This window comes from Mesorhizobium waimense (assembly GCF_003601975.1).
GTDB classification, from domain to species: Bacteria; Pseudomonadota; Alphaproteobacteria; order Rhizobiales; family Rhizobiaceae; genus Mesorhizobium; species Mesorhizobium waimense.
On sequence record NZ_QZWZ01000044.1, the window covers coordinates 1 to 19,816 of the forward strand.

General features: G+C 64.0%; 21 protein-coding genes and 2 pseudogenes. 14 read left to right on the plus strand and 9 right to left on the minus strand.

The features are described from left to right. Positions 1-52: 52 nt before the first annotated feature. Entirely contained in the window at positions 53-1,189 is a 1,137-nt protein-coding gene (locus D3227_RS32305; RefSeq protein WP_120018240.1) for a helix-turn-helix domain-containing protein, read from the minus strand. A gap of 230 nt (positions 1,190-1,419) precedes the next feature. On the opposite strand from D3227_RS32305, the gene D3227_RS41255 reads away from it, so the two are divergent. Then, on the plus strand, positions 1,420-1,722 hold the full coding sequence (locus tag D3227_RS41255; RefSeq protein ID WP_147377731.1) for a hypothetical protein: 303 nt from the start codon (positions 1,420-1,422) through the stop codon (positions 1,720-1,722). Positions 1,723-1,829: 107 nt separating this feature from the next. Next, complete coding sequence (locus tag D3227_RS41260; protein ID WP_147377732.1) at positions 1,830-2,060, plus strand: hypothetical protein; 231 nt, start codon at positions 1,830-1,832, stop codon at positions 2,058-2,060. A 48-nt stretch (positions 2,061-2,108) separates the two neighbouring features. Here D3227_RS41260 and D3227_RS32315 read toward each other — a convergent pair whose 3' ends face one another. Continuing rightward, a complete protein-coding gene (locus D3227_RS32315; RefSeq protein WP_120018242.1) occupies positions 2,109-2,714 on the minus strand; it encodes a sulfotransferase family protein in 606 nt (201 codons plus the stop codon). A gap of 26 nt (positions 2,715-2,740) precedes the next feature. Next, positions 2,741-3,661, minus strand: coding sequence for a VOC family protein (locus tag D3227_RS32320; protein ID WP_245451979.1), 921 nt, complete (start codon positions 3,659-3,661; stop codon positions 2,741-2,743). Between the two features lie 154 nt (positions 3,662-3,815). Here D3227_RS32320 and D3227_RS32325 point away from each other — a divergent pair, with 154 nt between their 5' ends. Both D3227_RS32325 and D3227_RS32330 read left to right on the plus strand, forming a co-directional pair. Next, a complete protein-coding gene (locus tag D3227_RS32325; RefSeq protein ID WP_120018243.1) occupies positions 3,816-4,622 on the plus strand; it encodes a class I SAM-dependent methyltransferase in 807 nt (268 codons plus the stop codon). 122 nt (positions 4,623-4,744) lie between these two features. Next, a complete protein-coding gene (locus D3227_RS32330; protein ID WP_120018244.1) occupies positions 4,745-5,050 on the plus strand; it encodes a hypothetical protein in 306 nt (101 codons plus the stop codon). A 71-nt stretch (positions 5,051-5,121) separates the two neighbouring features. Here the strand turns inward: D3227_RS32330 and D3227_RS32335 are convergent, their stop codons facing one another. Together D3227_RS32335 and D3227_RS32340 are read right to left on the minus strand one after the other, a co-directional pair. After that, positions 5,122-5,754 (minus strand): Vgb family protein, encoded by a 633-nt coding sequence (locus D3227_RS32335; protein WP_120018245.1) that lies wholly within the window; start codon positions 5,752-5,754, stop codon positions 5,122-5,124. A gap of 44 nt (positions 5,755-5,798) precedes the next feature. Then, a complete protein-coding gene (locus D3227_RS32340; RefSeq protein ID WP_120018246.1) occupies positions 5,799-7,010 on the minus strand; it encodes a helix-turn-helix domain-containing protein in 1,212 nt (403 codons plus the stop codon). A gap of 119 nt (positions 7,011-7,129) precedes the next feature. Between D3227_RS32340 and D3227_RS32345 the strand changes: the two genes are divergently transcribed. The 3 genes from D3227_RS32345 (at position 7,130) to D3227_RS32355 (ending at position 8,938) form a co-directional block, all read left to right on the plus strand. Then, positions 7,130-7,876 (plus strand): DUF899 domain-containing protein, encoded by a 747-nt coding sequence (locus D3227_RS32345; RefSeq protein ID WP_120018247.1) that lies wholly within the window; start codon positions 7,130-7,132, stop codon positions 7,874-7,876. A 230-nt stretch (positions 7,877-8,106) separates the two neighbouring features. Next, on the plus strand, positions 8,107-8,403 hold the full coding sequence (locus D3227_RS32350; RefSeq protein WP_120018248.1) for a hypothetical protein: 297 nt from the start codon (positions 8,107-8,109) through the stop codon (positions 8,401-8,403). A gap of 55 nt (positions 8,404-8,458) precedes the next feature. Beyond that, positions 8,459-8,938, plus strand: a complete 480-nt coding sequence (locus D3227_RS32355; RefSeq protein WP_120018280.1) for an SRPBCC family protein — start codon at positions 8,459-8,461, stop codon at positions 8,936-8,938. Between the two features lie 79 nt (positions 8,939-9,017). Here D3227_RS32355 and D3227_RS32360 read toward each other — a convergent pair whose 3' ends face one another. Next, positions 9,018-9,314 (minus strand): antibiotic biosynthesis monooxygenase, encoded by a 297-nt coding sequence (locus D3227_RS32360; RefSeq protein WP_120018249.1) that lies wholly within the window; start codon positions 9,312-9,314, stop codon positions 9,018-9,020. A gap of 224 nt (positions 9,315-9,538) precedes the next feature. Continuing rightward, positions 9,539-9,873: pseudogene (locus D3227_RS32365) on the minus strand (SAM-dependent methyltransferase); the annotation flags it as partial. A gap of 139 nt (positions 9,874-10,012) precedes the next feature. On the opposite strand from D3227_RS32365, the gene D3227_RS32370 reads away from it, so the two are divergent. From D3227_RS32370 to D3227_RS43145, 3 genes and pseudogenes are all read left to right on the plus strand, one after another. Further along, positions 10,013-10,285, plus strand: a complete 273-nt coding sequence (locus D3227_RS32370) for a hypothetical protein (protein WP_120018250.1) — start codon at positions 10,013-10,015, stop codon at positions 10,283-10,285. A 244-nt stretch (positions 10,286-10,529) separates the two neighbouring features. Beyond that, the gene (locus D3227_RS44480) at positions 10,530-10,865 is read left to right on the plus strand and encodes a hypothetical protein (protein WP_120018251.1); all 336 of its coding nucleotides are present in this window, start codon (positions 10,530-10,532) and stop codon (positions 10,863-10,865) included. Between the two features lie 879 nt (positions 10,866-11,744). Then, positions 11,745-13,040 (plus strand): annotated as a pseudogene (locus tag D3227_RS43145) (bifunctional AfsR/SARP family transcriptional regulator/alpha/beta hydrolase); the annotation flags it as partial. Positions 13,041-13,623: 583 nt separating this feature from the next. On the opposite strand, the gene D3227_RS32385 reads toward D3227_RS43145, so the two are convergent. Next, positions 13,624-14,478, minus strand: a complete 855-nt coding sequence (locus D3227_RS32385; protein WP_120018252.1) for an aldo/keto reductase — start codon at positions 14,476-14,478, stop codon at positions 13,624-13,626. A 246-nt stretch (positions 14,479-14,724) separates the two neighbouring features. Between D3227_RS32385 and D3227_RS32390 the strand changes: the two genes are divergently transcribed. Beyond that, positions 14,725-14,934: a hypothetical protein gene (locus tag D3227_RS32390; protein WP_120018253.1), complete on the plus strand. Its 210-nt coding sequence runs from the start codon at positions 14,725-14,727 to the stop codon at positions 14,932-14,934. A gap of 43 nt (positions 14,935-14,977) precedes the next feature. On the opposite strand, the gene D3227_RS32395 is transcribed toward D3227_RS32390, so the two are convergent. Further along, entirely contained in the window at positions 14,978-15,595 is a 618-nt protein-coding gene (locus tag D3227_RS32395; RefSeq protein WP_120018254.1) for a TetR/AcrR family transcriptional regulator, read from the minus strand. 443 nt (positions 15,596-16,038) lie between these two features. Here D3227_RS32395 and D3227_RS32400 point away from each other — a divergent pair, with 443 nt between their 5' ends. The 3 genes from D3227_RS32400 to D3227_RS32410 are packed head-to-tail and all read left to right on the plus strand — an operon-like array spanning position 16,039 to position 19,795. Further along, on the plus strand, positions 16,039-16,518 hold the full coding sequence (locus D3227_RS32400) for a (2Fe-2S)-binding protein (protein ID WP_120018255.1): 480 nt from the start codon (positions 16,039-16,041) through the stop codon (positions 16,516-16,518). Further along, positions 16,515-17,498, plus strand: a complete 984-nt coding sequence (locus D3227_RS32405; protein ID WP_120018256.1) for an FAD binding domain-containing protein — start codon at positions 16,515-16,517, stop codon at positions 17,496-17,498. Before D3227_RS32400 ends, D3227_RS32405 begins: the two co-directional genes overlap by 4 nt. Beyond that, positions 17,495-19,795: a xanthine dehydrogenase family protein molybdopterin-binding subunit gene (locus D3227_RS32410; protein ID WP_120018257.1), complete on the plus strand. Its 2,301-nt coding sequence runs from the start codon at positions 17,495-17,497 to the stop codon at positions 19,793-19,795. The genes D3227_RS32405 and D3227_RS32410 overlap by 4 nt, the downstream gene beginning before the upstream one ends. The last annotated feature ends 21 nt before the right edge of the window (positions 19,796-19,816 follow it).

The following is a 19,816-nucleotide window of genomic DNA, read 5'->3' on the forward strand; positions in this document are numbered from 1 at the left end:
CCGCAAGCCTGTTTTGAGCCCCGCCCCGTCCCAAGATCGCCGATCCCCGATTTCAGTTTCCGAGCGCTTTGAGCCAGCCTTCAAAGGAAGAGGCCTTCTCGTGTCCAGCAAGCGAAACAGAGTTGGCAGGGCGCGGCAATACCACAGCAGTGCGGCCTTCGCGGGGGCTGTAACCGAATTCCTTGCTGAATGCCCGGCTGAAATTAGCCGCAGAACTAAACCCGAAGGCCTCAGCAATTTCAACGATGCGCCGGCTGTCCGCCGGATCGCTAAGCGCAATATGGGCTGCCAGAAGGCGGCGACTTTGTATGTAATGGAGAACACCACCGCTCGGTTCGAACAACTGATAGAGACGCGAGCGTGATACGCCGAGCGCCCGGCACATTGTATCCGGTGTCAGATGAGCCGCATCCAGATTGTTTTGGACGTATCGACGCGCTCGCTCCATCAGCGCGACACTCGTCAATTGTTCAGCGGCCACAACATGTTCCGCCGGAGGCGTGAGGCAGGCAATGATCATGCTGCGTGTTGCGTGTACGATACGGGGCAGATCTTCAGCCGTGAGACTGCGTAGCCTTGCTTCGATGCTGTTGACGTAGTCAACCAAGAGGTTGGCAAAATTGCCGAACAGAATTGAATTGTTCTTTGCGTCGAGGGTTGCCGCCGCATCAGAGAACAAATCACGCGGTAGATAGAGAAAGAGACCTTCGGAGTTCGTTGTCCTGCCGCGAAACGGATAGCCAAGCGACCTGATCTCCAATTTGCCCGGCTGGCCTTCTGCAACGCGGCGATCGACCTCCGTCCACGACCGGCCAGTACGTGGCAAGACGATATACCAGTGATCGATCGAGCTGGACCGAAGCTTAGCTGCAGAACGGATGTAACTATGTGCCGGAGCGTTCTGTTGGACGATCAGCATGCCACCGAGGTTCCAAGCCGTGTGGTCGGCGGGAAAGCCATCGTCCAGCGATCTGTCATCCGGCAGCCTGACCTCGACAAGCGGCGCCATATGCGCTTGCCAAGCGGCGAATTGATCCTCTGGCGCCAGTTCGAACGTTGAAAAGGGCAGAGGTTCGAGCGCCGGCGCGAGCTTAGCCTCATTGTGAGGTTGAGCTTCGCGGGGCCAACGACGTCGATCACGCTCCGGTGCCTGCTTCGCCGAGGTCTTGCCTTGCCTTTTAGCGTCCATCGCGTGGTGCCATATCCGAATCGGGTATGCCCATGCCCCTCTCAATCATGTGGTGTAACTCAGGCATCTGGCAAGACTGGTGGACTCGAGTCGACTGAAACGGCGATCACGCTGGATTACGGCAAGAAATGCATTCCGAGATAAGTTTCTGGATGCGAAGCTAACGACACTCTTCAACTGGCGCGTATAGAATCGGGCATCTTGAAATATTAGTTGAGGAGACCGCCGAAGTGACCACAAAGCTCAACAGCGAAGCTCGTCGAAGGATAATTCTTGACGGATACGGTAACAACGAGCCGTTGAAGGATATTGCGGCAAAGATCGGATGCTCCCTGGCGAGTTTGAAAGTCACCGCCAGTAAACTCGGCTGCACTCGAACTCCGAAAGAGGCGGCGGAATTTCGACGCGGTTTTCATGTCCCGGAACACAAACGGCAAGATTACTACCAACTTATGGTTGCCGGTCAGTATAAAGCTCGTGAGTGCGCGCTGATTTTGGGACTCTTAACAGAGCAATCATCAGGCAGCGAGTAAACTGATTCCAATACACTGCGGACGATATTATCCCTCAAGCGGTCCATCGCCTCATCAGCAAAAGCCCGCCGCATGCATGGGCGGTGGGCCCTGAAAGGTACACGCAGATGCTGCGTCGGCGTTTCAATCGCACCTGCCTCAGCCCTCACGATCTGGCTATTTGCGAACGCGTGTTCGATCAGGTCTGCGCGGATGAGCATCTCGACCCATTGGACCCGGACGCCGAAATCTTGGCGGTGATGGTTGTGGCCATTTTTCGAAATGCTCACACCAGTGAGCGCGAACTGCTGGAGGCGGTCAGATCTCGTCGGCAAAAGGTCGCGGGAAGCGGGCATTAGAGGGCGTCTGAGCGCGGCAATCCGCCATCGCTTTGAAAAGTGCGATTCCTATTTCAGCGACAGCCATGTCGAGCGGAAGTCCTTCGTGTTGTTGCGGTTGGGATAGGGCTGGTCCGGCACGGCAACGCCAAGATGGGCGCAGAGCGGCTCCCAGCCATCGCCCAGCCTATGGACCAGCAGGCGCTCGGCCGGCACTGTGGCGATGACGGCCTCGACATTGGCCTCATAGGCGGCGATCGCGGTCGCGCGGTCCTCGGGACGGCCGGCGAAAACCTGCTTGGCGATCAGGGCGACGCCGAGCGAGTCCGGTTCCTGGCTGGTGGCGATGCCGGCGACAATCGTCTTTTCGAAACTTTCCCACCAGCTTTCGGGCGAACGCCAGGTGAGGATGACGCGGGCGTCGGGGTAGAAGTCGATCAACTCCCGCCAGTAATAGGCCGACGGCCAGTCCATGCAGGAGACATAGCCGGAGAACAGCGTGTTCCAGTCGGGCGCGGCACCCTTGGCCAGCGCGCGCCAGAGCCGCTTCTGCTCCTCGTTGGTGTTTACCGCGGACATATGGTGGCAGGGGCCGAAACCCAGGATCGCCAGCGCCTCGCGCATCGAATCCGTGCCGGTGCGGCCGAAGCCGGATCCTATTACTTTGATCGCCATGCCACCCCTCCCCTTGATCAAGCAGATCAGTCTCCTGCCACCACGATCCGCAGGCGGTTTCCTTCCGAATCAGCGAGGTGCAGTGCCCCATCCGTTTGCGTCGAAGGCAGGTTCGCGTTGCCGAGCCGCCGCGCGACCGCAGCGAGATCCTCGGCCGATGGAACCACCACGGTGAAATGGTCGAGGCCGGCGGCGCCGGGCGGCGGCTCCCGCAATTCGTCGCGGGCCCAGATGTTGAAGGCGACCATGTGCGGGCGCCGGTCGGTGCCGCAGTCGAACAGGCCGAACGAGCGGGACTGGATGTGCGGCCTGAAGCCTAGCATGCCGAGATAGAATGCCATCAGCGCTTCCGGCGAGCGGGCGCGCATATGGATGTGGCCGATGAAGGCATCGGCCGCCAGCATGGGTTCGACATGGCCGGAATTGCCGAGTTCGCGCAGCAAGCCCGCGACATCCAGCGGCTCGAGGCCGGAATGGGCGCTGCCGTCCGTGGCGATCAGCGAGACGCGACCGTCCGCCGCCTCCTCTCTCGAGGCATAGCGCTCGGGCGTGTCGACGCAGATCTCGAGGCCGTTGCCGGACGGGTCGGAGACATAGAGGGATTCGGAGATCAGGTGATCCTGGGCACTGTATCTCATCCCCGACGCCTTGAGCCGTGCGGCAACGCGCGCCAATTCCTTGCGCGTCGTCACATGTATGGCGACATGGAAGAGATCGCGTGCCTTCGGCGGCAGGACGGCATCCGCCCCGGCATGCAGCACGATCAGCGCCTTGCCGTCGACACCGAGTTCGACGGCTGCGCCATCATCGCCAAGCACTGCGAGGCCGACCGCGTCGACCCAGACCGGCAAGGCCGCCGCGATATCGACGACACGCAGATGCACCGGACCGAGATGGGTGGCGCTGGCCAGCAATTCTTCGCTCATCGACCGCAGTTCTTCGCTCATCGACCTTGTCCGGATTGCGGCCTCCAAAGATTAGCTTTGAACGATATAGCTGTCTCGCGCAAAGTGACCCACCGTATATGCCTCTGGTCCTGCGTGAGAGGCGGACGTATCCTGGGTCCAAGGGTCTGAAAATATCTCGCTAGGGGAGATTGCGATGGCTCAGGCAACGCGTCACGACGCCTGGCAGGCCGGAGACAGCTACGACCTCTATATGGGGCGATGGAGCCGGCAGATCGCTCCCCGCTTCCTGGATTGGCTCGATCCGCCCAAGGGGCTGGATTGGCTGGAGGTGGGGTGCGGAACCGGGGCGCTTTCCGCGGCGATCCTTGCGCGTTGCAATCCCGCGAGCCTGGTGTCGATAGACCCCTCGGAGGGTTTTCTCGCCAAGGCGCGTGCAAACGTGCCAGATCGGCGTGTCGAGTTTGTCCAGGGTGATGCGCAGGTGCTGTCCGTCCAATCGGGCAGTAAGGACATGGTCGTGTCGGCGCTGGTCCTCAACTTCATCCCCGATAAGGACAAAGCGCTGGCGGAGATGCAGCGGGTCGCCCGCGACGGCGCGACGATCGGGTTCTATGTATGGGATTATCCCGGCGGCGGCGTGGAATTCATGCGGGCTTTCTGGACTGCCGCGACGGCCCTCGACCCCGCTGCCATCGACCTTGCCGAGGACAAACGCTTTCCATTCTGCACACCGGACGGATTGACCGCCCTCGCGAACTCAGCCGGACTGGTTTCCGTCGACTGGACCCAGATCGAAATGCCGGCTGTGTTCGAGGACTTCGACGACTACTGGCGGCCCTTCACTCTGGGCGCGGGGCCGGCGCCCGGCTATTGCTTGAGCCTCGAACCGCACGCCCGCCAGCGCCTGTTGGAGAAACTGCGCGACAGCCTGCCGCGCGGCGAGGACGGGTCAATCCCCATGAAAACCAGAGCCTGGGCAGTGCGGGCCAAGGTCGGCTAACCGCCGAACAGCCAGACCAGGAACGATATCGCTCTCTAGCGCAAAGTTCGGGTTGACCGCTCCCGGGCACGAAGCGACTATCGGCTTCAGCCAGCCGGCGCAGACTGCAGGGAGGAAATGCAATGGATGAACCCGATCAGTGGCGTCACATGTCGAGCGCGCCACGGGACGGCAGCCGGATCCTGGTCACGGTGCGGCCGTCCGAACAGGGGCCGGCGGAAGTCGACATGGCCTATTGGTCGCGCGCCGACCAGTTCGGCGCCGAAGGCTGGCGCGCCTCCGACTCCTCGCCGGGACGCGTGGTCGAATATGCCGACCCTGAGCTGAAATGCTGGATGCCGCTGCCAAGGGCCAATGAGGGCCGGGCCTCGATGCCGGCGCCCTGGGAAGGCGAAGACGTGCCGCTGCTGGACGGCTCCGGCATATGAGCGGAAGCGGTCGGCGACGGCCAGCGTAACCGCTTCAGGTTTGACCCTTCGGTCCAGTCGTCCGCGCTGCCCTACTTTGGCCGGCGCACCGCCCGCACCATTCCGCCGCGTCCGCTGCCGCAGAAGAAACAGTCGCGGCCATCGGATTCCAGCCCCGAGACGCCGGTGCCGGCCGGCATGTCCAGTCTCTCCAGAATTTTTCCCGTCTGCGGGTCGACGCGCCGCACGTCGCTCTGGTCGCCTTCCCAGGTGCCGTGCCACAATTCGCCGTCGACCCATGTCACGCCAGTGACAAAGCGGTTGGATTCGATGGTGCGCAGAATTGCTCCTGTTTCGGGATCGATCTGGTGGATCTTGCGCTCCCGGTTCTGGCCGACCCAGAGCGTGCCTTCGGCCCAGGTGAGCCCGGAATCGCCGCCGCCGCCGGGCGCCGGTATGGTGGCCAGCACCTGGCCGGTGTCCGGATCGATTTTCTGGATGCGATCCTTGGCGAGCTGGTACAGGTACCGGCCGTCATAGGCGGTGCCGGCATGGGCTGCGACATCGATCGAGCGCAGCGTCTCACCGCTCGCCGGATCGAAGGCGGTCAGTTTTTCACCAGAGGCAAACCAGACATTCTTCCCGTCAAAGCTCACCCCGTGAACGGCGTCGACACCCGGAAAGGGTCCGTATTCGCGCAGGATTTCGGCCGCTGCATGTTTCATCTCTTTTTCCTCGCCAGATAATCGGTCATGTCTCCCTAGCCGTTCTACAGCGGCGCCGGGAGTAACAAGGTGGTCGTGAATCCCGCCACCGGCGGTGTCATCCAGCGGCGCGCCCGCCCGTGCCCGAACGACTGCACCTTGCCGCTCAAGGCGAGCTGCTCCAGTGCCCGCTGCACGCTGCGCTGTCCGGCGCCGAGCGCCAGCGCCAGCGCTGAGCTCGCCCAGGATTCGCCATCGGCAAGGAAGGCCAGCACCGCCGCATGCCGCTCCTCGATCGGCCGTGCCAGCACCAGCACGTCGCCCGGCTGGCGCGGCGCCATGGCGAAGCCTCGCTTGGTCGCGCCGATGTCGGCCAGCGTACGCAGTTCGGCGCGCAGCCGGCCGATCTCGACCCGCAGCCTGGCGCGATGCGATTCATCGGCGTGCTTGCCACCAAAAGCCCGCGCCACGAGTTCCTCTCTCGACACATCCCCGGGCCACGCCTCGGCGAGCGCACGCGCCAGCGCAAACAACACCGGGCGCGTCGCCAGCGAGATTGTCGTTTCCTGCTTGCGCACGAGATAGCGCAAGGCATCGACGACCAGCGCCGTCGAACCCTGCAGCGCCTCGACCTCCTCGAGCAGCAGCGGGCGCTCGTCACCCTGCGCGATCAGCCGCGCCGCGGGCGTCTCCAGCACCAGGAATGCACTGTCGACCTCCGCTGTCAGCCCGGCAATGCCGGCCCGGTTCGCGGCCAGCCTCGCCCACTCAAGCGCTTCGCGCGCGGCTTTCGTCCTAAGGCGCCGCATCGCGATCCCGGCGACGGCGAGCTCGTGCGCGGCCCGCGAGGCTGGCGGAAGCGGCGCCGGGTCGAGCCCGGCCAGCACACGCTCGGCCTCGTCGAGGCGGCCGATCAGCATCAGGCGCCGCACCGTGAGGTGCCCGGCATGCGCTGCGTTCAGCCGGTCGCCATGCTTTTCCAGCGTTGCCCGCGCCGTATCGAGCGCCTTCGCCGGCCAGCCTAGGTCGCGCGAGACCAGCGCGATCTCGGCTTCCGCGACAATGCATCTGGCGCGCGCCACGGCCTCCTTCGGGCCAAAGCCGCGCACCGCCCGCCGCAGCAGCACCTTGGCGCGATCGAGATCGCCGAGCTGCGCCATGGCGATGCCGCGCAGCGCCAGCGCCGGCGCGTCCTCGCGCAAGGCGACGCGGTCGAGCGCGCCGAGCGGATCACCGGCCGCCAGCGCCAGCCCAGCCGCGGTAATCAGCGAGTCCATTCAAATCCCGTCACAGTTGTAACTCCCACCTTTCGGCGCAGGACCCGTACTCTATCTCACCATCGGCAACCAACAACACGTCGCAACGGCGTGACGACAGACTGGCAAAGGAGAAGACCATGACCAAGCACACCGCAATGAAGACACCACCTGTTGTTTCGCAGCAGCAATGGGAGGCCGCGCGCGAAAAGCTGCTGGTGAAGGAGAAGGCCACGCTCCGCGCCAAGGACGCTTTAGCCGCCGAGCGCCGGCGGATGCCTTGGATGGAGGTGAACAAGACGTACACGTTCGAGGGACCCAACGGAAAGGCGAGCCTGCTCGACCTCTTCGAAGGCCGCCGTCAGCTGATCGTCTACCGCGCCTTCTTCGAGCCCGGCGTCTATGGCTGGCCCGATCACGCCTGCCGCGGCTGTTCGCTGGGCGCCGACCAGGTCGGCAACCTCGCCCATCTCAACGCCCGCGACACCACGCTCGTCTACGCCTCGCGCGCCCCGCAGGCCGACATCGCGCGGCTGAAGGAGCGGATGGGCTGGGAGATGCCCTGGTACACCATCACCGACAGCTTCGACGCCGACTTCGGTGTCGACGAATGGCACGGCCACAACGTCTTCATCCGCGACGGCGACCGTATTTTCCGCACCTACCTCATCAACAGCCGCGGCGACGAGGCGATGGGCACCGTCTGGAGCTACCTCGATGCGACGCCGCTCGGCCGCCAGGAGGTCTGGGAGGACTCGCCCGAAGGCTATCCGCAGACGCCGACCTACAAGTGGTGGAACTGGCACGACAATTACGACGGCGCGCCCGACAAGAAATGGGCCGAAGTGTCCGATGCCGGAGAGGCAGCGTTCCGGGACAAGGCCTAGCAGTTGGATTTGGCAGGACGCGCATATCCAGCTTGGGTTCCTCGCCCCCACGAAGTGGAGGAGAGGTGGCTCGGCGAAGCCGAGGGATTGCGCCCTACGAAAGCCCCTCTCCGGCCGCTTCGCGGCCACCTCTCCCCCGCCTTTGGCAGGGGCGAGGAACCCAAGTCCTGGCGGGTCGCGTCGCAATCCGAGGCACGCGCCACAAGCGCAACCAGCAAGGGAAAGAGACCATGAGCGAGACCCGTACAAGCACCGGCGGCGCGATTCCCAGTGAAAACGCCGCGGCCACCCTTGGCATGGCTGACTGGCTGTGCCTCGCCGCGGCACCGACCTTTGCGCTGATGGCGCTGCTCACCTGCATCCTCGGCAGCGATGCGGCCATGTTCTGCATGGGCGCGAATGCCTCGACGCTCGCCGGCCTGCCCCTGACCGGAATGCCGGTGATGTATCTGTTGATGAGCGCCTTCCACCTGGCGCCCTGGCTGCGGGTGATTTCCGGCCGGCAGGCACGCCCGGGCCGGGAATGACCTCAGGCATTTGAACCTTTTGATCGCTGAAAAGCAGACGAAACAGGAGACAGTCATGACCAATCGCAATTTAACAACTGCCTTCACGGTGGACCAGACTCCGGAAGCAGCCTTCGCGGCCATCAACAATGTCCGCGGATGGTGGTCGGAAGAAATCCAAGGCCGAACCGACAAATCCGGCGAAGACTTCGACTATCACTATAGCGATCTCCACCGCTGCAAGATCAAGGTGACAGAGCTCGTCCCCGGCAAAAAAGTCGCCTGGCGCGTGCTGGACAATTATTTCAGTTTTACCGTGGACAAGACCGAATGGACGGGCACGGAGATGATCTTCGATATCTCCGCCAAGGACGGCAAGACCGAGGTCCGCTTCACCCACCAGGGCCTGGTTCCGGACTATGAGTGCTACGACGCCTGCTCCGACGGATGGCGCACCTACATCAACGACAGCCTGCGGAGCCTGATTGCGACGGGCAAAGGGCATCCCAATGTCGGCGACCCCATGACCGACAGCGAACGGACGCTCGTTGCCTAAGTTCCCTGAGGGGGATGCGCCGCGAGCGACGCTGCCGATCTCCTCCCTCGAGGGAGGAGATCGGCGCTGGTGCCCGCCCTCAGTGCACTTCCGCGACAACCGTCCCCGAGACCGGGTCCGTCACGCCGAGATTGCCCCCGAGGTCTTCCAGCGTATCGCGAAATGTGTCGAGAAGGCCGATCATCGACGGCCGCGCGGCGGCGAGGCTGTCCATGTCGTTCCACTCGCCGACGAAGCAGAACGTGCCCTCACCGGTCTTGATCAGGGCGCCCTTGCGAAAGCCCGCGGCGTTGAGCGCGATTTTCTCATGCGCTTCTATGAAAGCCTTTTCCTTGCCTGGCTTGGTGCGAAAACGGACGACGTTGTAGGCGGTCATAATTTCCTCCCATCGGTTCAAGTCATGCGCTCCGGTCCTGATGGAACCGAACGCTGCTCTAACCATCTGTTTTTCCGCATTTATGCGGACACCTTAAAATAACATTCGGCAGCAGAATACTCTATAGCGGTTCTGCTTCTGATAGGGTGGCTGACCCGCTCTAAATATTTGTTTTTACGCAATTCCGGACGGAAAACCGCTACGCACTTTTCCCTGGAATTGCTCTATGGACGTGCCTCGAGAACCATGTTGAACGGCGTCTCGGTGGCGCGGCGGAAGCGCTTGAAGCCGCCGCCGGTCACGACCTTGCGCAGCCGCGCCTCGCCGGCCTGGGCGCCGAGCCCGGGCCCGACCTCCTGCGACAGCGAGGCGTGCACACGAAGGTGGAAGCGGCATAGTAGACGCGTCCGACGGGATTGAGGTTGGCGGCCAGATGATCATGTGCGAACGGCTCGACGATCATCCAGGTGCCGTCCGGCTTGAGCGAACCGTGGACATGGGTGGCCGCGGTCACTGTGCCTGGCCCCGGATGGACCGGGGCGTGAATAGCATCAAAGACTTAGAAATCCGTTCCCGCCCCTTGCCCGCCTTAGCCGACCAATTGACGATCCATTGGAAACGGCACTCAATGGCTTGAGTAGGTGGATCGCAGCAAGACGGTCGATTTCGACCCGCCAGCGTCACCTCGGGAGGATGCTATGCCAACGGTTGTTGCCCATCACAACATCACGAAAGATACCAAGCACTGGCTCACATCGCCGAAGCGCAAAGAGCTGTTCGGCGCGCTCGGGATCACCAACATCCGAACCTTCGTCGATCCGCAGAACCCGAAGCGGGTGGCTGTGATGATGGACGTTCCGGACATGGATGCCATGGCGGCGATGATGCAGAGCAAGGCAGCCGCCGACGCGATGGAATTCGATGGCGTGGTGCCGGAGTCGCTGGTGATCCTGGTGGAAGAGAAGGGGTAGCCGCTCTGGCTTCTTCATAGTTTGCACGATCTGCAGCGACGCCAGCCGGCGAGAGCGGTTGCGCCGGTGTTTGGCGTTGCGCGCCAATGGGATATCGACCTTTGCGTAATGAACGCGCGCCATGCTTCAGCCCCCGGCTTTCGCCCGCATCCTCTTTAATTGTCGCGAAATCTAAGCCTTTTGGCGAGCTAGTGCCCTTATACAGAAACACTAAAGTAAATGTGTTGAAAGTGAGGGTTTTAACATGGCAACGAAAAGTCCAAGACGTTCAGAGCCCGATAGTCTGGTTTCAGAAGCTCAGGCGCGCCGCGATTTTCTCAAGAAGGCTGGACGCTTCGCGGCAGTGACTCCGCCGGCCATTACGCCTCTGCTCGGCACAAGCCTGAGCTCCGCGGCGATCGCCAAATCAGGCGGATCACGTCCTGGCAATGGATGGGGGGACAAGAACCACATTCACTCCGGCCCTCCCGGTCAGGTCCGCAAGGCCGGTCTTGCTCGAGCCCGCAAGGCCAATCGAGGTCACTCCGACAACGCCGGCGGCGGGTCTCACGGGGGCTCGAGGTCCGGCGATCCTAACTAGCAGGGTACTCGGCATTTCATTTGATGGCCCGGACTGCTGTGGCCTCGCCTTCTCTCCTTGTGGGAGGAGAAGGCCTCACCTCTTAGCCGCCTCACCCCTTCCCCGGTCCAAACCGCAGTTCCATCCATCAGCGGCTTGACCAGACAGCGCGAGCGGTCGCGCCGGTCCTGTCGGGTCCAGGATCCATGCCCGCGCTTGGTGGCGATGCCGTCGACGAAGCGCTGCGTCCGCGGTGTGGGAAGAGGATGCTTCCGATCCGCCCTGCAAGCGCCCGCAGGCGGCTTGCGGTTTCGGTGAGATCAATCCCTGCGGGTCTCGTTTCCCGGCGGGCCTGTTGCTTTTCAGCATAGCGCGCGAGTTCGATATTGTGGCGCTGCGGCACGGGCTCGTCGCGCCCATGCCCGTTCCGTCGGGGGTCGTCATGCCAGATGGGCCATTCGACTGTTTTCGGGGGCAGCATGGCATCGCTCCTTGACTGATCGTATCGACCACTGTCGTCCGCGGCCGTGATGAGGGCGGTGAAGCCAGCGTGATGGAATCGTGAAAAACGGCGCTCAGGGCAGATCGCGGTTGAATTAGCGGCCGCTACACGAAAGAATTGCCACCGAGCCAAGGCTGGGGCGAAATCCAATGACGGGGCCTCATCTTCATCTGCTGGGTGGTTTCGACTTTGCCGGTGTCGGGGCCGCGGTCCCGGTCTTCAGCCGCAAGGCGCGCGCCATGGTGGCTTATCTCGCGCTGCAACCCGGGCATTCGCAGTCACGCGAGAAGCTCGCCACGCTGCTCTGGGGCGTCAACAGCGAGACCCAGGCCCGGATGAGCCTCAGGCAGGCAGTGTCGGCCGTCAGGAAGGCCATGCACGCGTCCGGCGGGCGCTTCATGACGGACGGCGACAACATTGCCCTCCATCTCGACGGCCTTGATTTCGACGTGCTGCGGTTCGAGGCGCTGGCCGCCAGTTCGGTGCCTGAGGACCTCGAACAAGCGCTTCTCGTCTACCGCGGTGACCTGCTCGACGGCTTCGGCCTGAAGGAGGAGCCGTTCGAGGACTGGCTACGGATCGAACGCGAACGCCTGAGGGCGATGGCCGTCGCGGCGCTGGACAGGCTCGTCGCGCACTATTCCGCGACGAACCATCCTGCTGCATGCGTGCTCGCGGCAACGCGGCTGCTGGCCATGGAGCCGCTGAGAGAGGATATCCATCGCGCCCTGATGCGAGCCTATGCGGCGCAGGGCCGGATCAATCTCGCGCTGAAACAGTATGAGCATTGCCGCGATGCGCTGCAGCGCGAACTTAAGCTGCAGCCCGAGCCGGAAACCCGGCATCTCCACGAAGACCTGCGGACGCGGCGCATCACGCCGCGAGCCGCCTCCCGGACGACCGTCCCTGCGTCGCCGGCCCGAACCGGCGAGCGACCGGCGTTCGGGAGCGAGCCGATCCGCCCTCCGACCCACTATGTCAAATCGGCCGGGATCAACATTGCCTATCAGGAGACCGGCGATGGGCCGATCGACATGATCTATGTGCAGGGATGGGTTTCCAACCTTGATCTTGCCTGGGGGTCGCCCCGGCTTTCGCACGTGTTTCAGCGCCTTGGCAGCTTCTGTCGCCTGATCCGCATAGACAAGCGCGGCACCGGGCTCTCCGATCGTAATGTCGGTCTGCCGACGCTGGAAGAGCGGATGGAAGACATGCGGGCGGTGCTGGATGCGGTCGGCTCGAAGCGCACAGTGCTGTTCGGCGGCTCCGAGGGCGGCCCGATGTGCATGCTGTTTGCGGCGACCTACCCCGAGCGCACGGCGGCCCTCGTGCTCAATGGAGCCTATGCCAGCGGCAGATGGTCGAAAGACTATCCCTGGGCGAAGACAAGCGAGCAGGTGGAAGAAGATCTGGCCGTCGTCGAGAGAGATTGGGGAGCGGCGGCGGATATGAGCAATGCGGCACCCAGCCTGATGAGCGACACGTTCGAGCGGGAATGGTTCGCCGCCTATCTCAGGAATTCAGCCTCGCCCGCCGACGCGATCGCGCTCTGGCGCTGGGGAACCGAAATCGATGTGCGCGACATTCTGCCAGCCATTCATGTTCCGACACTGATCGTGCAGACAACGGGCGACCGCTGGGTAGAGCGGGAAGAAGGACGCTACCTGGCAACGCATATCGAGGGCGCCAGATATGTCGAGCTTGCCGGCCGGGATCACGTGATCTGGGGCGAAAATTCCGATCGCCTCGTCGACGAGATCCAGGCTTTCGTCACCGGCGCCTTGCCGGCGGCGCCGGGCGAGCGGGTTCTGGTGTCGGTACTGTCCGTGGAGATCGAGGGCTCCGGTGCCAGCGCGGATCCGATCGAGCGGCACGCCGAGGATATCCGAGCCGAACTGCTAGTTGCCGAAGGCAGACAGATCAGGCGTTCCGCAAGCGGCTTTCTCGCCGCGTTCCAGCGGCCGACGCGGTCGATCCAGTGCGCGATCGCGCTCCGCCATCGCCTGAGGCAATCCGGTCTCGACGTCCGCGCTGCGGTCCACGCTGGCGAATGCGAGGAGCGTGGCGACGATTTCACCGGCATCGCGATCGACCTGTCATCGCGGCTGCTCGACCATGCGCGACCGGGCGAGATCATCGCGTCGCGAACCGTGCGCGATCTCGTGGTCGGCTCCGGCCTGACATTCGAGGAGCATGGCGAGATGGAAGCGAGCGGCCTGCCCGGCGTGCTTGCGTTCTTTACGGTCGACGGCCACAAGGGAGAAGGGAGAGTGCAGCTCAGAACAAGAACGCGGCCGTCGCCGGATTCGCCCCGTTGCGGCCGTCGGATGAATCCATGCCGCCGATCGTTTCGAGATCCTTCGCGTCCAGCTCGAAATCGAAGACATCGAAGTTGGCGGCGATACGGTCCTGGTGGTTCGACTTCGGAATGACGATCAGCCCTTCCTGAAGGTGCCAGCGGATGATGATTTGCGCCACCGACTTGCCATGCTTTCTGGCAATGCCCGCCAGCGTCGGATCGCTCAACAACCGGCCGCTGCCCAGCGGGCTCCAGCTTTCGATGCGGATGTTGCGCCTGGCGTGAAAGTCCCTGGCGTCGCGCTGCTGGAAACGGGGATGCAGCTCGATCTGGTTGACGACTGGCGTCACTCCGGTCTCGCCGATGATGCGTTCCAGATGGTCCTGGTTGAAATTCGAAACGCCGATCGATTTGATCCGGCCGGCCTGCCTGAGTTCGACCAGCGTCTTCCAGGCCTCGACATATTTGCCCTGGCTGGGCACCGGCCAGTGGATCAGGAACAGGTCAAGCTGCTCGATGCCAAGCTTCTCCATCGTCTCGTCGAAAGCCCGCAAGGCGGTGTCGCGCTGATGCGCGCCGTTGCGCAGCTTCGAGGTAATGAGCAACTCGCTTCTCGGCACGCCAGCCTTGCGGATCGCCTGCCCGACCCCTTCCTCATTCTGGTAGCCTTCGGCGGTGTCGATCAGCCTGTAGCCGGCCTCGATCCCCCAGCCCACCACCTCAGCGGTGATGGCCGGATCGACCTGCCACACGCCGAGGCCGAGTTGGGGAATGGCGGAGCCGTCGTTGAGCGTAATCAGGTCAGGCTTATTCAGGGTCATCTGTTCAGGCATATCCAAGTCCTTCTGCAACGTTGCGCCCAGCGCAGGCCTTATCTAGGCACTGAGGCCGCCAAGGCCAGTCGCTATCAATACAAAGTGCGGCGCAGGAGCCGCCAGGAGGCCGCTGCTCGCCCTCCCTGCCGTCCATTTCGATCGCGGCGGAACTTTTGCATGGCTAATGTTTTCTTAACCACGCACCCGCAGTCTCCAAAGGGTCGCGTTGCAATGTCGTCGCGAAACGTCCGCCTGGGAGGCGTTATGCCGATTCGCCGAAAAGCTCAGGAAGCCGGTATTTTCGATCCGTCCGAATTGGCTTTGCTGGCGAGGGTCTTCGAACGGCTGAAACTTGAAAGCGGTTCGCCCGATCGTCTCGAAGGTCTGGCGTCGCGCATACTTGCCAACTACATGGCCGGCATTCTCGACGAGGCGGAACTTGTCTCGCTGTCGAGGCAACCGCTGGGACGATAGCGAAGCGCGCTCACCCGCCCGATCGTCGGGCAGGCTCGATGCCTCAACGCCCTTTCGCCCCGAACCGCAGTCCATCCATCAGCAGCTTGACCAGACGGCGCGAGCGGTCGCGCCAGTCTTTCGTATCCGGTGCGGAATAGATGCCGCCGAGTGCGTGCAGCACGTCGGAGGCATCGACGTCGCCGCGGATCGAGCCGTCGGCGACCGCCGCCTCGACCAGGCGGCGCAGGGCGAGCGAGACGCGGCCCGACATGTCGGAAAACAGAGTGGAATTGGTGGTGAGCAGGATGCGCAGGCTGGTCGAGAGTCCGCGCTTGGTGGCGATGTAGTCGACGAAGCGCTGCATCCACTGTTCGAGCGCGACATCGGGCGGATGGTGAAGCGCAAGATCGTCGGCGGCAGCGCAGAGCCCCTCCACCTCACGGCGGTAGACGATTTCGACCAGATGCTCGCGCGTCGGGAAATGCCGGTAGAGCGTGCCGATGCCGACGCCGGCCTGGCGGGCGATCTCCTCCAGCGAGGCGTCGACGCCATTCTGCGCAAAGGCCACCGCTGCCACCTCGACCAGCCGGTCGCGGTTGCGTTGCGCATCGGCGCGCAGCGGCTTTTGCGCTGCGGCTTCGGGCCTCTGTTCGGCGGTTTCCTGCGGCTCGTAAGCCAATTTTGTCTCCACATGCAATTCGGGGCTTGAACCCAAGAGGGTCAGCCCCCACGTAAGAAACGGAGGCGCCTCCGTTTTAGTGGAGCACCTTTATCATATAATCAGGGGGACCGGTATGTCACGTGCTGAGACGTTGAAGGCCACAGCTTCCCCTGCCCGCTGGAGAATGGCGAAGGCCGGGGATCTGCCGATCTTCCCCCTCGTGGAGGAGATGTCCGGCAGGACAGAGAGGGGCGCGAAGGATCGCTGGCCTTCCGTCAAACCCTTCGAGCGCCGGGAACCTAACCAGAGAGCGACACGCCATCTCCGCCGCTTTCGCCAATCGCCAAGCTCTGCCGGCTGCCAGCAATTGCAGTCTCCCCTAGCCGTCTGACGCCCTTGCCGTCCCCCGGCCGGGCACCAGATCATTCCCCCTCAGCGTCAAGCAACTGGAGCCAGACGCCATGACTAGCCAAACCACCATCCATCTCACCATCAACGGCCATGACCATTCGCTCGAAATCGAGCCGCGCGTCACTTTGCTCGATGCGCTACGCGATCGCCTTGATCTTACCGGCACCAAGAAGGGCTGCGACCAGGGACAGTGCGGCGCCTGCACCGTGCATGTCGACGGCGAGCGCGTGCTTGCCTGCCTGACCCTCGCCGCGCAGGTCGAAGGCCGCGCGATCACCACTATCGAAGGGCTGGCGCAAGAGGACGGCACGCTGCACGTCGTGCAGGCTGCCTTCCTCCAGCAGGACGCCTTCCAGTGCGGCTATTGCACGCCCGGCCAGATCATGTCGGCGGTGGCCTGTATCCGTGAGGGCCATGCCGGCTCGGACGAGGAAATCCGCGAATACATGGCCGGCAATCTCTGCCGCTGCGGCGCCTATCCGCACATCGTCGCCGCCGTTCGCCAGGCAGCCCTGGAGGTCGCATCATGAGGGACTTTTCCTATCTTCGCGCCACCTCGCCCGACGCCGCACGCGAAGCGGCCGCCCTGCCCGGCGCCATGCTGCTTGCCGGCGGCACGACGCTGATCGACCTCGCCAAATGCGGCGTCGCCGAACCCGAGGCCTTGGTAGATATCAGCCATCTCAAGGGGCTCGACACGATCGAGGTCGGCGAGCACGGCGCCAGCCTGGGCGCACTGGCAAAAATGAGCCAGGTCGCCGGCCATGACGGCATCAAGAGCCAGTTCCCCGCCGTCTCCGAGGCGCTGTGGCAGGCGGCGTCAGCGCAGATCCGCAACATGGCAAGCATCGGCGGCAATCTGATGCAGCGCACGCGCTGCCCCTATTTCCGCGACCCGGCCAATTTTTCCGCCTGCAACAAGCGGGAGCCGGGCAGCGGCTGCTCTGCAATCGGCGGCGTCACCCGCGGCCATGCCGTGCTCGGCACCGGCGGGGCCTGCATCGCCATGTATCCCGGCGATCTTGCGGTCGCCCTCGTCGCTTTCGACGCGGCCGTCCATCTCGGTGAGCGCCAGCTCCCCGTCGATGACTTTTTTCTCCTGCCGGGCAGCACCCCCGACAAAGAGCATGCAATCCGGCCCGGCGAGATGATCACCGCGATCAGCATTCCGGCGTCCGCCGCCGCGCGGCGTTCGACCTATCTGAAGGTCCGCGACCGCCAGTCCTATGAGTTTGCCGCGGCCAGTGCCGCCGTCGGCATCGAACTCGAGGCAGACGGCCGCACCATCAGGGATCTGCGCGTCGCGCTCGGCGGCGTTGCCACCAAACCGTGGCGGGCGTGGGCCGTGGAAGAAGCACTACGCGGCAAGGTGTTGGAGGAAGACGCGGTCCGCCGCGCCAGCCTGCTCGCCGTCGAGGGCGCCGTCGACCATGGCGCCAACCACTACAAGATCGAACTGGCGCCGCGCGTCGTCGCCCGCGCCATACTTAAGACGGGAGCCATCGCATGACCATTCACGACCTCAGAACCCGGCACGGCGACGCTTCGGACGGCAACGCCGACCAGGTCGGCGGGCGGTTGTCGCGCGTCGACGGCCCGGCCAAGATCACCGGTGCTGCGAAATACGCGGTCGAGCAGCAGCTCGAAGGGCTTGCCCATGCCGTGCTGGTCGAAAGCACGGTTCCCGCCGGCAAGGTGCACGCGATCGACACTGCAGCGGCGGAGCGCGCGCCCGGCGTGCTTCTCGTGCTGACCCCGGACACGATCCCGCCGCTGAAGACGGCGTCCGACTGGTTCGGCACGCCGCCGCCGGATGTGCCCTATTGCCCGCTGGCGCGCGACATCGCCTTCAGCGGCCAGCATGTCGCGGCCGTGGTTGCCGAGAGTTTCGAGCAGGCGGTCGCAGCGGCGGCACTGGTCAAGGTCAGCTATGACGAAGCCCCTGCCATCGCCGACCTCAGCGACGCCAAGGCCGGCGACGGCATTCCGATCGACATGATGACCAAGGAATGGGGCGAGGCCGAAGCGGCCTTCGCCGCAGCACCGGTGCGCATCTGCGCCGCCTACAACACACCGCGCGAATACCAGGCACCGATGGAGCCGCATGGACTGATCGCCGTCTGGCAAGGCGACCGGCTGACCGTGTGGGAGCCCAGCCAGTGGCTGGACGGCATGGCTCGCACCTATGCCGAATGGTTTGCCATACCGTTCGAAAATGTGCGGCTGGTGTCGCCCTATATTGGCGGCGGCTTCGGCTCCAAGGCATTGGCGCTGTCGCATGGCGCGGTGGCAGCCAGTGCCGCCAAAATGCTCGGACGGCCGGTGAGGCTTGTGATGAGCCGGCCGCAGACCTTCACCGGCTATGGCGGCCGGGCGGCGACGCGGCAGACGGTGACACTCGGCGCCGACCGCGACGGAAAAATCCAGTCGATCGTGCATCGCGGCGTCAACGAAACCTCGATGGACGGCATGTGGGTCGAGCCGCTCGGCTCCGTCACCTCGATCATGTACGCGACGCCGAATTTCTCCTCGAAGCAGAATGTCGTGCGGGTCAACTCGGTGGTGCCGGGTGCGATGCGCGCGCCGGGCGAGAATCCGAGCGCCTTCGGCATCGAAAGCGCCATCGACGAGCTCGCCTATGAGGTCGGCATCGATCCGCTGGAGATCCGGCTCAGGAACTATGCCGAGCAGGATCCGCATGCCAGGAAGGCCTGGTCGACAAGGCAGCTTCGCGAGGCATTCGCTGCCGGCGCAGAAACCTTCGGCTGGTCGAAGCGCAGCGCTCAACCGCGCTCGATGCGCGATGGCAACCAGCTGATCGGCTGGGGGGTCGCCGCCGGCACCTACCCGGTGCGGCGCGCCTATGGCGAGGCCCTGGTGCGCATCCTCGCCGACGGCACGGTCGAGGTCGAAAGCTCGTCGATCGACATGGGCCAGGGCACCTACACGATCCTGGCGCAGACGGCGGCCGAGTCACTCGGCGTGCCGGCGGACAATGTCGTGGTCAAGCTCGGCGATTCGCGCTTTGCCCGCGCCGGCGTCACCGGAGGCTCAAGGCTGGCCGGCATCATGACCGGCGCCGTGCACAAGGCGGCCGGTGCAGCGCTCGACCAACTGGTGGGCCTGGCGATCTCCGATCCGCGCTCGCCCTTCCATGCGCTGCAGGCCAACACGCTGGTGGTGTCAGCCGGCCGCATCGCCTCGCCGCGCGGCGACGGGCCGGAGGTCTCGATCGCCGAGCTGCTGGCCAGCGTCGGGGCCGACCAGATCGAGGCCAAGGGCGACACCATGCCGGCCAATTCGACCGCCGAGGATCGCTACAAGGCCTACACCACCATCGCCACGCCGCTGTCGCACACCGATGGCGACTATTCCCGGCATAGCTGGTGCGCGCATTTCATCGAGGTGCGCGTCGACGAGGATTTCGGCACGGTCAGGGTGTCACGTGTGGTGTCGGCGCTGGATTCGGGCCGGCTCTACAACCCGAAGCTGGCCGAAAGCCAGTGGAAGGGCGGCATCATCATGGGCATCGGCCAGGCGTTGCTGGAAGAAGGAATCGTCGACCGCCGCCATGGCCGCATCGTCAACAACAACCTCGCCGACTATCTGGTGCCGACCAATGCCGACATTCCGGATATCGAGGTGATCTCGGTCGGCATCCCCGACCTGCATTCGTCAGTGCTCGGCGGCAAGGGCGTCGGCGAACTGGCCATCGTCGGCGTGGCGCCGGCGATCGCCAACGCGGTGTTCCATGCCACGGGGAAAAGAGTGCGGGATTTGCCGATCACGTTGGAGAAGCTGATCTAGAGGCGGTGGAGCTGCCGATCT

Excerpts from the sequence above, each read along its gene's own strand:
- D3227_RS32305 (WP_120018240.1), bottom strand. The coding sequence starts at position 1,189 with ATGGACGCTAAAAGGCAAGGCAAGACCTCGGCGAAGCAGGCACCGGAG.
- D3227_RS41260 (WP_147377732.1), top strand. The coding sequence starts at position 1,830 with ATGCTGCGTCGGCGTTTCAATCGCACCTGCCTCAGCCCTCACGATCTG.
- D3227_RS32315 (WP_120018242.1), bottom strand. The coding sequence starts at position 2,714 with ATGGCGATCAAAGTAATAGGATCCGGCTTCGGCCGCACCGGCACGGAT.
- D3227_RS32320 (WP_245451979.1), bottom strand. The coding sequence starts at position 3,661 with ATGAGCGAAGAACTGCGGTCGATGAGCGAAGAATTGCTGGCCAGCGCC.
- D3227_RS32325 (WP_120018243.1), top strand. The coding sequence starts at position 3,816 with ATGGCTCAGGCAACGCGTCACGACGCCTGGCAGGCCGGAGACAGCTAC.
- D3227_RS32330 (WP_120018244.1), top strand. The coding sequence starts at position 4,745 with ATGGATGAACCCGATCAGTGGCGTCACATGTCGAGCGCGCCACGGGAC.
- D3227_RS32335 (WP_120018245.1), bottom strand. The coding sequence starts at position 5,754 with ATGAAACATGCAGCGGCCGAAATCCTGCGCGAATACGGACCCTTTCCG.
- D3227_RS32340 (WP_120018246.1), bottom strand. The coding sequence starts at position 7,010 with ATGGACTCGCTGATTACCGCGGCTGGGCTGGCGCTGGCGGCCGGTGAT.
- D3227_RS32345 (WP_120018247.1), top strand. The coding sequence starts at position 7,130 with ATGACCAAGCACACCGCAATGAAGACACCACCTGTTGTTTCGCAGCAG.
- D3227_RS32350 (WP_120018248.1), top strand. The coding sequence starts at position 8,107 with ATGAGCGAGACCCGTACAAGCACCGGCGGCGCGATTCCCAGTGAAAAC.
- D3227_RS32355 (WP_120018280.1), top strand. The coding sequence starts at position 8,459 with ATGACCAATCGCAATTTAACAACTGCCTTCACGGTGGACCAGACTCCG.
- D3227_RS32360 (WP_120018249.1), bottom strand. The coding sequence starts at position 9,314 with ATGACCGCCTACAACGTCGTCCGTTTTCGCACCAAGCCAGGCAAGGAA.
- D3227_RS32370 (WP_120018250.1), top strand. The coding sequence starts at position 10,013 with ATGCCAACGGTTGTTGCCCATCACAACATCACGAAAGATACCAAGCAC.
- D3227_RS44480 (WP_120018251.1), top strand. The coding sequence starts at position 10,530 with ATGGCAACGAAAAGTCCAAGACGTTCAGAGCCCGATAGTCTGGTTTCA.
- D3227_RS32385 (WP_120018252.1), bottom strand. The coding sequence starts at position 14,478 with ATGCCTGAACAGATGACCCTGAATAAGCCTGACCTGATTACGCTCAAC.
- D3227_RS32390 (WP_120018253.1), top strand. The coding sequence starts at position 14,725 with ATGCCGATTCGCCGAAAAGCTCAGGAAGCCGGTATTTTCGATCCGTCC.
- D3227_RS32400 (WP_120018255.1), top strand. The coding sequence starts at position 16,039 with ATGACTAGCCAAACCACCATCCATCTCACCATCAACGGCCATGACCAT.
- D3227_RS32405 (WP_120018256.1), top strand. The coding sequence starts at position 16,515 with ATGAGGGACTTTTCCTATCTTCGCGCCACCTCGCCCGACGCCGCACGC.
- D3227_RS32410 (WP_120018257.1), top strand. The coding sequence starts at position 17,495 with ATGACCATTCACGACCTCAGAACCCGGCACGGCGACGCTTCGGACGGC.